10 protein-coding genes are annotated in these 12,961 nt (G+C 54.3%); 7 read left to right on the top strand and 3 right to left on the bottom strand.

Features of this window, described 5'->3' with window-relative positions; translation table 11 throughout:
- Nucleotides 1–12: 12 nt before the first annotated feature.
- The 5 genes from dnaA to NAL19_RS00025 all read left to right on the top strand — a co-directional run bounded on the left by dnaA (nt 13) and on the right by NAL19_RS00025 (nt 7,674).
- A complete protein-coding gene (gene dnaA / locus NAL19_RS00005) occupies nt 13–1,410 on the top strand; it encodes a chromosomal replication initiator protein DnaA (RefSeq protein ID WP_263058416.1) in 1,398 nt (465 codons plus the stop codon).
- A gap of 4 nt (nt 1,411–1,414) precedes the next feature.
- Nucleotides 1,415–2,515: a DNA polymerase III subunit beta gene (gene dnaN / locus NAL19_RS00010; protein ID WP_012772749.1), complete on the top strand. Its 1,101-nt coding sequence runs from the start codon at nt 1,415–1,417 to the stop codon at nt 2,513–2,515.
- Nucleotides 2,516–2,564: 49 nt separating this feature from the next.
- On the top strand, nt 2,565–3,650 hold the full coding sequence (gene recF / locus NAL19_RS00015; protein WP_010281217.1) for a DNA replication/repair protein RecF: 1,086 nt from the start codon (nt 2,565–2,567) through the stop codon (nt 3,648–3,650).
- Between the two features lie 18 nt (nt 3,651–3,668).
- Entirely contained in the window at nt 3,669–6,086 is a 2,418-nt protein-coding gene (gyrB, locus tag NAL19_RS00020) for a DNA topoisomerase (ATP-hydrolyzing) subunit B (protein ID WP_263058417.1), read from the top strand.
- Nucleotides 6,087–6,468: 382 nt separating this feature from the next.
- Nucleotides 6,469–7,674 carry an ISL3 family transposase gene (locus tag NAL19_RS00025; protein WP_225086319.1) on the top strand — a complete coding sequence of 402 codons (1,206 nt, stop codon included), beginning with the start codon at nt 6,469–6,471 and terminating at the stop codon, nt 7,672–7,674.
- Nucleotides 7,675–7,751: 77 nt separating this feature from the next.
- On the opposite strand, the gene NAL19_RS00030 is transcribed toward NAL19_RS00025, so the two are convergent.
- On the bottom strand, nt 7,752–8,939 hold the full coding sequence (locus tag NAL19_RS00030) for an MFS transporter (RefSeq protein ID WP_263058418.1): 1,188 nt from the start codon (nt 8,937–8,939) through the stop codon (nt 7,752–7,754).
- Nucleotides 8,940–9,102: 163 nt separating this feature from the next.
- On the opposite strand from NAL19_RS00030, the gene NAL19_RS00035 reads away from it, so the two are divergent.
- Nucleotides 9,103–9,471 carry a GFA family protein gene (locus tag NAL19_RS00035; protein ID WP_263058419.1) on the top strand — a complete coding sequence of 123 codons (369 nt, stop codon included), beginning with the start codon at nt 9,103–9,105 and terminating at the stop codon, nt 9,469–9,471.
- A gap of 48 nt (nt 9,472–9,519) precedes the next feature.
- Here NAL19_RS00035 and NAL19_RS00040 read toward each other — a convergent pair whose 3' ends face one another.
- Nucleotides 9,520–11,454 carry a methyl-accepting chemotaxis protein gene (locus tag NAL19_RS00040; RefSeq protein ID WP_263059763.1) on the bottom strand — a complete coding sequence of 645 codons (1,935 nt, stop codon included), beginning with the start codon at nt 11,452–11,454 and terminating at the stop codon, nt 9,520–9,522.
- Nucleotides 11,412–12,425, bottom strand: a complete 1,014-nt coding sequence (locus tag NAL19_RS00045; protein WP_225086372.1) for a LacI family DNA-binding transcriptional regulator — start codon at nt 12,423–12,425, stop codon at nt 11,412–11,414. Before NAL19_RS00045 ends, NAL19_RS00040 begins: the two co-directional genes overlap by 43 nt.
- Nucleotides 12,426–12,639: 214 nt before the next feature.
- On the opposite strand from NAL19_RS00045, the gene NAL19_RS00050 reads away from it, so the two are divergent.
- Nucleotides 12,640–12,945, top strand: a complete 306-nt coding sequence (locus NAL19_RS00050) for a PTS sugar transporter subunit IIB (protein ID WP_180743490.1) — start codon at nt 12,640–12,642, stop codon at nt 12,943–12,945.
- The last annotated feature ends 16 nt before the right edge of the window (nt 12,946–12,961 follow it).

Below are 12,961 nucleotides of genomic sequence, written 5' to 3' on the forward strand. Positions count from 1 at the left end.
GTGGAGTCCGCCGTGTCGCTTTCGCTTTGGCAGCAGTGTCTTGCCCGTTTGCAGGATGAGTTACCTGCCACAGAATTCAGTATGTGGATACGCCCGTTGCAGGCGGAGCTGAGTGATAACACTCTGGCGCTCTACGCCCCCAATCGCTTTGTGCTGGATTGGGTTCGTGATAAATACTTAAATAATATCAATGGCCTGCTGAATGATTTCTGCGGGATGGATGCACCTTTGCTGCGTTTTGAGGTGGGGAGTAAACCGCTGGTCCAGGCTCTCAGCCAGCATGCGCAGCCGCATCACAAGCAGGTCAGTGCTGCGCCTGCGCAGCAGGTACGCTCGGCACCGGTACGTCCAAGCTGGGATAACTCACCGGCACAGGCAGAGCATACCTACCGTTCCAATGTGAATCCCAAGCATACGTTTGATAACTTCGTTGAGGGTAAATCGAACCAGTTAGCGCGTGCGGCGGCGCGTCAGGTGGCCGATAACCCCGGTGGCGCCTATAACCCGCTGTTTCTTTATGGCGGCACAGGTTTGGGTAAAACGCACCTGTTGCACGCGGTGGGAAATGGCATCATTGCCCGCAAACCCAACGCGAAAGTGGTCTACATGCACTCCGAGCGCTTCGTGCAGGATATGGTGAAAGCGTTGCAGAACAACGCGATTGAAGAGTTCAAACGCTACTACCGTTCTGTTGATGCGCTGCTCATCGATGATATTCAATTTTTTGCGAATAAAGAGCGTTCGCAGGAAGAGTTCTTCCATACCTTCAACGCGCTGCTGGAAGGCAACCAGCAAATTATTCTGACGTCTGACCGCTACCCGAAAGAGATCAACGGCGTGGAAGATCGCCTGAAATCCCGCTTCGGCTGGGGCTTAACGGTCGCGATTGAACCGCCAGAGCTGGAAACCCGCGTGGCGATCCTGATGAAAAAGGCAGATGAAAATGACATTCGCCTGCCTGGTGAAGTTGCGTTCTTTATTGCCAAGCGCCTGCGTTCGAATGTGCGTGAGCTGGAAGGCGCACTGAACCGTGTTATCGCTAACGCCAATTTTACCGGCCGCTCCATCACCATTGATTTTGTGCGTGAAGCGCTGCGCGATTTGCTGGCGTTGCAGGAAAAACTGGTTACTATCGACAATATTCAAAAGACGGTGGCGGAATACTATAAAATCAAAGTAGCCGACCTGCTGTCTAAACGTCGTTCCCGCTCGGTGGCGCGTCCGCGCCAGATGGCGATGGCGTTGGCGAAAGAACTGACGAATCACAGCCTGCCGGAAATCGGCGATGCCTTTGGCGGGCGTGACCATACGACGGTGTTGCATGCCTGCCGCAAGATTGAGCAGTTGCGTGAAGAAAGCCACGACATCAAAGAAGATTTTTCCAATTTAATCAGAACTCTATCGTCATAACACTATGAAATTTATTGTTGAACGCGAACGTCTGTTAAAGCCATTACAACAGGTTAGCAGCCCGCTGGGCGGCCGACCGACTTTACCGATTCTGGGCAACCTGCTGATTCAGGTGACGGAAGACGCACTGTCGCTGACTGGTACCGATCTGGAAATGGAGATGGTGGCGAAAGTGGCGCTGACGCAGCCGCATGAGCCGGGTGCCACGACCGTCCCAGCCCGCAAGCTGTTCGATATTTGCCGGGGGCTGCCGGAAGGCGCGGAAATCACCATCATGCTGGATGGCGATCGCATGCTGGTGCGTTCTGGCCGCAGCCGTTTCTCGCTGTCTACGCTACCCGCGGCGGATTTCCCTAATCTGGATGACTGGCAGAGCGACGTTGAATTTTCTCTGCCGCAGGCGACGATGAAGCGTTTGATCGAAGCGACACAGTTTTCGATGGCGCATCAGGATGTTCGCTACTACCTCAACGGTATGTTGTTTGAAACCGAAGGTGAAGAGCTGCGCACGGTCGCGACTGATGGTCACCGTCTGGCGGTCTGTTCCATGCCAGTTGGTCAATCTTTGCCATCACATTCGGTGATCGTGCCGCGTAAAGGTGTGATGGAGCTGGTGCGTTTGCTGGATGGCGGCGATACACCGTTACAGCTGCAAATCGGTAGCAACAATATTCGCGCGCATGTCGGCGACTTCATTTTTACGTCGAAGCTGGTCGATGGGCGTTTCCCTGATTATCGCCGCGTATTGCCGAAGAACCCGGATAAAACGTTGGAAGCCAGCTGTGATTTGCTCAAACAGGCCTTCTCTCGTGCGGCGATTTTATCGAATGAGAAATTCCGCGGCGTACGCCTGCACCTGATTCAGAATCAGCTCAAAATTACTGCCAACAACCCAGAGCAGGAAGAAGCGGAAGAGATTCTGGATGTGCAGTACGACGGCACCGAGATGGAAATTGGCTTTAACGTCAGCTACGTACTGGATGTGCTGAACGCGCTGAAGTGCGAAGGTGTACGTTTGCTGCTGACCGATTCCGTTTCCAGCGTGCAGATCGAAGATAGCGCCAGCCGGGCGGCGGCCTATGTCGTTATGCCAATGCGGTTGTAGAATTATTGGGCAAGTTTACTTGCCCTTTCATCATTAAGATAACTGCAACATGGCTCTCACTCGTCTTCTCATCAAAGATTTCCGCAATATCGAGGCGGCCGATCTGGCGCTGGTTCCCGGCTTTAACTTTTTAGTGGGTGCCAACGGCAGCGGTAAAACCAGCGTACTGGAAGCGATTTATACGCTAGGGCACGGACGGGCGTTTCGTAGCATTCAGGCGGGGCGTGTCATCCGTCATGACCAGCCTGAGTTTGTGCTGCATGGCCGTATTGATGGCACAGAAACGGAGCGATCCGTAGGGTTAAGCAAAAACCGTCAGGGCGACAGTAAGGTGCGGATTGACGGCAGCGACGGCCATAAAGTCGCTGAACTGGCGCAACTGCTGCCGATACAGCTGATCACCCCGGAAGGATTTACCCTGCTCAACGGTGGGCCGAAGTTTCGTCGCGCCTTTCTCGACTGGGGGTGTTTCCATAACGAACCCGGTTTTTTCGCGGCCTGGAGCAACATGAAGCGTTTGTTGCGCCAGCGTAATGCGGCGCTGCGTCAGGTGAGTCACTATGGGCAGCTCAGAGCCTGGGATCAGGAACTGGTGCCACTGGCGGAACGTATCAGCGAGTGGCGCGCACAATACAGTGCGGCGATTGCCAATGATATCGCCACGACCTGTACGCAATTTCTGCCTGAATTTTCTCTCAGTTTCTCTTTCCAGCGCGGCTGGGATAAAGAAAGTGAGTATGCAGAACTGCTGGAACGGCAGTTCGAACGCGACCGTATGTTAGGTTATACGGCGCTGGGGCCGCATAAAGCCGACTTCCGCATCCGCGCCAGCGGCGTGGCGGTCGAGGATATGCTGTCCCGTGGTCAGCTCAAGCTGCTGATGTGTGCGCTGAGGCTGGCTCAGGGTGAATTTCTTACCCGTCAGAACGGACTCCGCTGTCTGTATCTGATTGATGATTTTGCTTCCGAACTGGATAGTACCCGCCGCCGTTTGCTGGCTGAACGGTTGAAAGCCACCCATGCACAGGTTTTTGTCAGCGCGGTCAGCGCTGAGCAGATAGAAGACATGGTTGGTGAAAAGGGCAAGATGTTCCGCGTGGAACAGGGTAAAATAACGGTTCAATCACAGGACTAAAATGAGCGAGAAACGTTGATGTCGAATTCTTATGACTCCTCAAGTATCAAGGTATTGAAAGGGCTGGATGCGGTACGTAAACGCCCAGGTATGTATATCGGCGATACGGACGACGGTACCGGCCTGCATCACATGGTATTCGAGGTTGTGGACAACGCTATCGACGAAGCGCTCGCTGGCTATTGTAAAGACATTATCATCACCATCCATGCCGATAACTCGGTATCGGTGCAGGATGATGGTCGTGGTATTCCGACGGGGATTCACCCGGAAGAGGGCGTGTCTGCGGCTGAAGTGATCATGACCGTGCTGCACGCTGGCGGTAAGTTTGATGATAACTCGTATAAAGTCTCCGGCGGCTTGCACGGCGTAGGGGTTTCCGTGGTTAACGCCCTGTCAGAAAAACTGACACTGGTTATTCACCGCGATGGAAAACTTCACGAGCAGACCTATAAACACGGCGTGCCACAGGCACCGCTGGCCGTGACGGGCGACACCAACAGAACCGGTACCACGGTACGCTTCTGGCCGAGCCATGAGACGTTCACCAACGTGGTGGAGTTCGAGTATGAAATTCTGGCTAAGCGTCTGCGCGAGCTGTCGTTCCTGAACTCCGGTGTTTCCATTCGCTTGATCGACGAGCGTGAGAAAGATAAAGCCGATCACTACCATTATGACGGTGGTATCAAGGCCTTCGTTGATTACCTTAACCGCAACAAAACGCCAATTCACCCGAATGTGTTTTATTTTTCGACGGTGAAAGATGACATCGGCGTGGAAGTGGCATTGCAGTGGAACGATGGTTTCCAGGAAAACATTTACTGCTTTACCAACAACATTCCACAGCGTGACGGTGGTACGCACCTGGCCGGCTTCCGTGCCGCGATGACCCGTACGCTGAATACTTACATGGATAAAGAAGGCTACAGCAAGAAAGCCAAAGTCAGCGCCACCGGTGACGATGCGCGTGAAGGGCTGATTGCCGTGGTTTCCGTGAAAGTGCCGGATCCGAAATTCTCCTCGCAGACCAAAGACAAGCTGGTTTCTTCCGAAGTGAAAACCGCTGTTGAATCCCTGATGAACGAGAAGCTGGTGGATTATCTGATGGAAAACCCGTCAGACGCCAAAATCGTGGTCGGCAAAATTATTGATGCTGCACGTGCTCGCGAAGCGGCGCGTAAAGCCCGTGATATGACACGCCGTAAAGGTGCGCTCGATTTGGCTGGCCTGCCGGGCAAACTGGCGGACTGTCAGGAACGTGATCCGGCGCTGTCTGAACTGTACCTGGTGGAAGGGGACTCAGCGGGCGGCTCTGCCAAGCAGGGGCGTAACCGTAAGAATCAGGCGATTCTGCCGTTGAAGGGTAAAATCCTGAACGTTGAGAAAGCGCGCTTTGACAAGATGCTGTCCTCGCAGGAAGTGGCGACGCTGATCACCGCGCTGGGCTGCGGTATTGGCCGCGATGAGTACAACCCGGACAAACTGCGCTACCACAACATCATCATCATGACCGATGCTGACGTGGATGGTTCGCACATCCGTACCCTGCTGTTGACCTTCTTCTACCGTCAACTGCCTGAAATTGTTGAGCGTGGCCACGTTTATATTGCGCAGCCGCCGCTGTACAAGGTGAAAAAAGGTAAGCAGGAACAGTACATCAAAGATGATGAAGCGATGGATCAGTACCAGATCATGCTGGCACTGGACGGCGCGACGCTGCACACCAATGCACAGGCTCCTGCGCTGGCGGGGGAACCGCTGGAGAAGCTGGTTTCTGAACATTATGCCGTACAGAAGCTGATCGGTCGTATGGAGCGCCGCTTCCCACGTGCATTACTGAACCGTCTGATCTATCAACCGACGCTGTCCGAAGCGGATTTGAGCGAGCGTGAAAAGGTGCAGGCGTGGGCGGAATCGCTGGTTAGCAGCCTGAACGAAAACGAAGTGCACGGCAGCACCTACAGCTTTGTCATTCACCATGATGAAGAACGTAGCGTATTTGAACCGGCGCTGCGTGTACGTACGCACGGTGTGGATACCGATTATCCGCTGGGCGCAGGCTTCGTCGCGGGTAGCGAATATCGCAAATTGAATCAGCTGGGTGAAAAACTGCGCGGCCTAATCGAAGAAGATGCGTACATCGAACGTGGTGAGCGTCGTCAACCGGTTGCCAGCTTTGAGCAGGCGCTGGAGTGGCTGGTGAAAGAGTCCCGCCGTGGTCTGACCGTACAGCGTTATAAAGGTCTGGGTGAAATGAACCCGGAACAATTGTGGGAAACCACGATGGATCCGACCAGCCGCCGCATGCTGCGCGTGACGGTGAAAGACGCTATTGCCGCTGATGAGCTGTTCACGACCCTGATGGGGGATGCCGTTGAACCGCGCCGTGCGTTTATCGAAGAGAACGCCCTGAAAGCGATGAATATCGATATCTGATTTAGATAAATTCTGACCGTTGATAAGTCTTTCTGAAGAGTGAAAACGGTGATAATGGAATAGAAGAGTAAAGCGTTTGCGCCATGGACAAAAGCGTCAGGAGCGCTTTTGAACGTCGCTTGCGACGGCCCTGTAAGGGTGAATCTCAGGGATGAGATTCATATCTGCGCAATCCGAGCGCACAGGGATGTGTTTACAGCGTCTTTACGATCTATCCATTATCACCGCTCGATCGGTTTATCAGCAACCTGAGCCAGCTCCCTGCGAAGCTGGCTTTTTTTAGGTTCATCGCGCTTAAGCGTGAACCAATAGAAAACGGCGGTAAAAGTGGTTAGTTTTGTATTCGCCAAAACACTAACCGACCACTCAACCGCCGTCTGCCATGAATGCTAACCTCTCTTCCCTTTTCTGGGAAGGCTTTACCGTTGACTCCTTTTCCCATTCCTCATCTGATGCGCTGCTTATTACGCTTCGCCCAGACCCCCGTTTTGCACCCCAGTGCCGCCGATGTGGCCGAAGAGACTGTGCCGTTCATGATGTCTCTGTACGTCAGGTTCGTGAGCGGGATTTGCTGCACTGGCGCGTCACCCTTCTGGTTCCTGTTCGTCGTCTTCGCTGCGCCTGCTGCGGTGTTGCCACCGAACGTATCTCCTGGTTGCCTGAGAGGCAGCGTTACACCTCTACATTATCCGTCTGGGTTGAGTCTCTTAGCCGTCTACTCCCCGTGAAGCACGTAGCACAGCTGACAGGCCTGCACTGGCACACCATCAAGAATATCGACCTCCGCCGTTTGCGTCGGGAATTGCAGGAGCCAGAGCGACATACACTTCGCCGCCTGATAATGGATGAGTTCGCCCTGTTTAAAGGCCATCGCTATGCCACTGTGGTCGTGGACGCTGATACGCAGCAGGTGCTGTGGGTCGGGGAAGGTCGCAGCCGCGCGGCCTTCCGCCCGTTCTTCACCTGGCTGGGACCGGAAGGCTGCGCGGCTATCGAGTCTGTCGCAATGGACATGAACACGGCGCTGGACCTTGAAGTCAGGGAGCAATGCCCACAGGCGGAAGTGGTCTATGATTTGTTCCACGTGGTGGCGAAGTTCGGTCGCGAGGTCATCGACAGGGTGCGGGTTGACCAGGCGAATCAGCTACGTGACAACGCGAAAGCCCGGAAGGTTATCAAGCGCAGCCGCTGGCTGTTGCTGCGTAACGCTGAAAATCTGCCAGCAGGTCATGATGTAAAGCTGGCAGAGTTGCTGGAGGCCAACCAGCCGCTGAACACCGTGTACGTGATGAAAACTGCGCTGAAAGAGCTGTGGTATGCGCCGGATAAGGAGGTGGCCCGGCATCGCTGGGATGAATGGTACAGGCAGTCTCAGGAGAGCGATATAAAAGCGCTGCAGCAGTTCGCAGATAAGCTCAAGGGCTACGTGAGCGGGATAATCGCCAGTGCTGAACATCGTCTGAATACGAGTGTGCTGGAGGGGATGAATAACAAAATCAAGGTACTAAAGCGAATGGCTTATGGATACCGGGATAACGACTACTTCTTCCTGAAAATTAAAGCAGCGTTCCCCGGTAAAGCGCGATGAACCTTTTTTTATGACGAGCTTCCTGCCCGCCACGAGCGACGTTGAAAAACGTTCCCTACGTTTTTTATATCTTTTCATCAGGCCGGCGCACGCCGTTTGGCGCTGCGCATTTCCTGTAGCAGAGTGATAAACGCCGTGATCAGCATAAAGATGACGGCAGACCAGAAAATGGCGTGAGGGTGACCGTGATCCAGCAGCCAGCCGAATAGCACCGGCCCCGCCGCCCCGCCGATGTTGAAGCCAGTAGAAACAATCCCAAATACCCGTCCTTCCGCGCCCGGCGGTGAGGCGGCACGCACCAGCATATCCCGAGAGGGCGCGATCATACCGGAGAGGAAACCGGCAGCAGCCAGCAACGGCACCAGCACGAGAGTCGGTAAGGAATACAGGGCAACAATACTGACCAGCACGGCGGTCACGGCCAGCGCCGCTGTCGCTACCAGCCCATGACGCCTGGTTTTATCCGCCAGTGAGCCGCCAGCCAATACGCCAAAGGCGCTGGCGAACAGGAACGCAGTCAGCGCTACGTTAGCCTGTGACAGCGACAAATCGTAGCCCGTGACTAACGCGGTAACCGAGAAGTTCTGAATCGAGCCCGTACTTAAATTCAGCAGCAGGAACAGAATCAACAGCGCCAGAATCGGCAGTGTGAACACAGCTGCACGCACTTTGCCAGGCTGGGTGCTTGCCACCGCAGGCTTCACTCGGCTAGGTTCATCGCGATCGGTCAGAAGCAGTGGTATCGTCAGTAAGCCGATGATACCGGAAACGATAAAGGCGCTATTGATGCCGGAAAAGGCGGCGATGGACAGCAAAATGCCGGGCGCAATGGCCGTACCCAGAAAGCCGGAGAAGGTATGCACCGAGAAGGCGCGGCCCATACGTTTTTCATCAATTCCGCGCGACAGTAAGGCGTAATCCGCCGGGTGATAAACCGCGTTTGCCACGCCAGCCAGCCCCATCGCGGCGACCAGCCAAACATAGCTGCCTGAGAAACCGAGCGAGAGAAAACAGAGGCTTCCGAGCGCTAAGCCCGCGGTTAATGTGCGGCGCGCGCCGATGCGGTCCACCATAAAGCCAATCGGCGTCTGTACACAGGCGGAGACGATGTTGAATACGCTAAGCGCAAACCCAAGTTCAACAAAACTGATATCGCGCTGGGCTGATAGCAGCGGAATAAGTGCAGGTAGCACCATCATATGGAAGTGACTCACCAAATGCGCTGATGAGATTTGCGCCAGTAGCGGTAATTTTATGAATTTCATATATATTTGCAGCTTACGGGTCTGTAGATTTTATTCTCGTGAGAGCTGGCGCAAGGACTGGGCGTCACTCCCTGGCAAAGGGATCATAAGGTTAGCATATTACTTATATCATCTATGGCGAATATTGATACCCGCCTTTTCGGCAGAATAGGGAGAGAGTAGCGTGACGATCAAATCATATTTGGGTGGGTGTTTATGTGGGCAGATTCGGTTCAGAGCCACGGGTGAACCGGGCAATCCCCATGCCTGCTCCTGTACTTATTGCCAGCAGCATTCCGGTGCGCCAACGCTGCTGTGGGTTGAGTTTCCCCGGTCAGCGGTTGAGTGGATTGGTGAAGGCGGAGAGCCCGCGCGCTATCGGTCGTCTGATTACTCCAGCCGGGCTTTTTGCCCGCACTGCGGCAGCACGCTGGGAGCGATTGATGATGAGCCAACCATTGCGCTGACAATTGGAAATTTTGATGAGAAAAACAGCCCGGAGCTGAAGCCAACGTCACATTCGTTCGAGGACGGCTGCCCACGTTGGGAATAATGCACGGGCCGTTTCCGGCCCGTGTGGGGAGTGGGTGAAGAAGGAGGATTACGAGAGCTTGAAGACCAGCACTGTCTGGGCGAGCTGTCTGGCCTGTTCTTCCAGCGACGCGGCCGCAGCCGTGGCTTCCTGCACCAGTGCGGCGTTCTGCTGGGTGACGCCGTCCATCTCATGAACGGCCTGTGTCACCTGGCTGATCCCACGCGATTGTTCGTCCGATGCGGAGACGATCTCATCCATGATGTCTTTTACCGACGTGACGGCACGCAGCATGTCCTGCATGGTCTCACCGGCGCTCTGAACCAGCGTGACGCCGCTGTCGACGCGGCTGGCGGATTCCGTAATCAGCGCGGTGATATCTTTTACGGCACTGGCGCTGCGCTGCGCGAGGTTACGCACCTCGTTGGCAACAACGGCAAAACCGCGCCCTTGTTCGCCCGCTCTGGCGGCTTCCACCGCCGCGTTGAGTGCCAGAATATTGGTTTGGAACGCGATACCATTGATGATGCTGGTAATGTCGGCAATTTTCTTCGAACTGTCGTCGATTTCACTCATAATGTGAACAACCTGACCGACTATCTTGTCACCTTTCTGAGCGATGTGGGCCGCGTTCTGCGCCAGTGTGGTGGCGTTATGGGCGTTATCCGCATTCTGTTTTACCGTCGCCGTAATCTGCTCCATGCTGGCGGCAGTTTCTTCCAGAGCCGCCGCCTGTTGCTCGGTACGGGAAGCCAGATCGGTGTTGCCTGCCGCAATTTCCGTCGCGCCGTGGCTGACGGATTCGCTGGTGCTAATCAGCTGCTCGGCGATATCCCTCAACTGTGCCTGCATGGCGTTCATGGCGTAAAAAATACTGCTGTCGTCCTTCGGTTGTACGGGGATGGTTTGCGTTAAATCCCCTTGCGCGACGGACAGGGCGATCTGTGCCGCCTGAGAAGGTTCCCCACCGATAGGACGAGCGACCTTGCGGTTAAATATGATGCCCAGTACGCCGGAAACCACCACGATACTCAGCACCATAAGCAGCAGCCCCAGGTTCCGCTGCTGCACCGTTTTCGCCATCACCACATTGACCGGAGCTGACAGGCCGAGTATCCAGGGCGTGCCGGTATTGCCGATGGTGACTGGCACATACACGTTAAACGCTGGCGTGTTCAGCACAGCATTGTCACGTTCAATCTGATAAGGCTGCCCTGTCGTGACATGCTCAAGCAGCGTTGGGTCGTTTTCAATTTTTTTGGTCACCCGGGCTTTGTCGGGGTGAGAAATGTAGGCGCCAGTGTGGGACAGCAGTTGGGCGTAGCCCGTTCCCTCATAGGGTTTTATGTTGTTGGTCAGCTGTTGCAGCGTATCCAGCGAGAAATCCGCGGTAACGGAGCCGTAAAATTTGTTGTTGATGATGATGGGCACGGCAATAGAGGTCAGCAGGACATCGACGCCGTTGTAAGGGTAGCTATACGGTTCCAGAATTACTTCTTTCTGGAGTTTCTTCGGCAGTAGATAGTAATCGCCGCTGCCGGGCGTTTCATAATCCACCAGATTATGCAGCGCAACATTGCCTGCGGTATCGCGGTCGACATAACGGACGAAGCGGCCTTGCGGATCCTGATCGGGCTGGCCAGCGTACTCTCGATCTTTGCCGTCGAACGCATCTGGTTCCCATGCCAGCGACATCGAAAGGAAATCAGGGTGGCTCTTCAGCGCATTCTTCAGCAGTGTTTCTGCGGTTTTCCGATCGGCGTTGCCTGCTTCTTGCAGGCTGACAACGCTCTGCACCAGATTGCGCGCTGCATGGAGTGCGACATCCAGTTTTTGCTGAATCAGGTAGCTGTTGGTATACGCCGTTTGCTCAAGATACTGCTGTGCGATGCTCTTTTGCTGCTGGCCGGATTGCCAGATCAGCAGGCCGATAGTGAGAATAAAACCGAGTGAGCGATGGGTTAAGCGGCGGGGCCTTTGCTGATGGAGTCGCGGATAATCAATTCGCCTTTGAAGTCTGGCGCAGGCAGGATGGTTTCACCTTCCAGCCGACACAGCAGCTTCTCAAGGGTATAGTTAATCATCTCTGCGACGGGGACGTGCACGGTAGTGAGCGGCGGGTAGAACCATGAGGCCATCGGCAAATCGTCGAACCCCAACAGCGAAACGTCCTGCGGAATCGTCAGGCCGTGTTCGCGCAACGCTTTTGCCGCGCCAATCGCCATATCGTCATTGCTGGCGACCAGTGCACTGAAGGTGGCCGCCTGTTGCAGCAGGATTTTTGCTGCCGTATAGCCGCTATCATGGGTCCAGTCGCCGGGTGCAACCCGCTTGTCGCTATAGGGAATCCCATTTTCCTCCAGCGCTTGCCGGTAGCCCGCTAGTCGGCTCGCGCCAGTGGGAGAATTCGCCGATCCGCAGATAAACGCAATATCACGGTGACCCTGCGCAATCAGGTAGTTGACGGCATTATGGCCGTGTTGTTGGTGGTCGGCGCAGATACTGTTGTCACCGTGCCGATGCAGCGTACGGTTGACGACCATGATCGGCTGTTCATGCTGTTCGATGATGCTTTCCAGTGCATCGATAGAAAGAAAGCGCGGATAGATAATGACGGCATCGCAGCGTAAATCGAGCAGAAACTGAATCGCTTCCCGTTCTTCTTCGGCGCTGTGTTTGCCGTCCGCCATGATGAGCTGCCGCCCGTATTTTTCCGTCATCGTCGCCGTTTGGAACAGCAATTCACTGAAATAGGGGCCGCTGTATAGCGTGTTGGTCACGACCAAACCAATGATTTGCGATTTGCTCGTGGCGAGCTGGCGCGCCAGCAGGTTGGGCCGGTAGCCAATCTCTTCGATCGCCCGGAATACCCGATCCCGCGTGGTTTTACTGACGTAGTTATTTCCCGTCAGCACGCGTGATACGGTGGCCTTGGAGACACCGGCTTTTTTCGCTACATCGAGCATGGTTACCATCGTACTTTCCCGTTCTCCTTTTGCGCAGCTTGATGCCGTCATTATAGGGAAAAATCCTCCTTTTTTATCATCAATGGCGAATGTAGGGATAAAAATATTCTCCACTTGCGCTATTTATGATCGCCTTCAAAAAACAGTAAAAACAATATGAAACCGGTTGCATATTATTTTTCGTCTTGCTTGAATAATAAAAAAACGGACGGTGAGGTGCAGTATGAATAAGATTTTACTCTGTTGCGCAGCAGGAATGTCTACCAGCATGCTGGTACAGCGAATGGAAAAGGTCGCCGAGCAAAAAGCGATCGCTGTTGAGATAAAAGCCGTAGGTTTTGAAGAGTTTAATGAACTCATTGAGCAATATGATTGCTGCCTTCTTGGTCCGCAGATTAAGTATAAACTTCCTGAATTCAAAGCAATAGCTGACGAAAAAGCGAAGCCGATTGCGGTTATTAATATGGTTGATTACGGCATGATGAATGGGGAGAAAGTCCTTAACGATGCCCTGGCGATGATCGCGTAATGTAACGGGAGGAATA

Origin of the sequence: Pectobacterium sp. F1-1, assembly GCF_025643735.1 — a bacterium.
Taxonomy (GTDB): domain Bacteria; phylum Pseudomonadota; class Gammaproteobacteria; order Enterobacterales; family Enterobacteriaceae; genus Pectobacterium; species Pectobacterium colocasium.

Coding starts and splice junctions, on each gene's coding strand:
- dnaN (WP_012772749.1), top strand. CDS start 1,415: ATGAAATTTATTGTTGAACGCGAACGTCTGTTAAAGCCATTACAACAG.
- recF (WP_010281217.1), top strand. CDS start 2,565: ATGGCTCTCACTCGTCTTCTCATCAAAGATTTCCGCAATATCGAGGCG.
- gyrB (WP_263058417.1), top strand. CDS start 3,669: ATGTCGAATTCTTATGACTCCTCAAGTATCAAGGTATTGAAAGGGCTG.
- NAL19_RS00025 (WP_225086319.1), top strand. CDS start 6,469: ATGAATGCTAACCTCTCTTCCCTTTTCTGGGAAGGCTTTACCGTTGAC.
- NAL19_RS00030 (WP_263058418.1), bottom strand. CDS start 8,939: ATGAAATTCATAAAATTACCGCTACTGGCGCAAATCTCATCAGCGCAT.
- NAL19_RS00045 (WP_225086372.1), bottom strand. CDS start 12,425: ATGGTAACCATGCTCGATGTAGCGAAAAAAGCCGGTGTCTCCAAGGCC.
- NAL19_RS00050 (WP_180743490.1), top strand. CDS start 12,640: ATGAATAAGATTTTACTCTGTTGCGCAGCAGGAATGTCTACCAGCATG.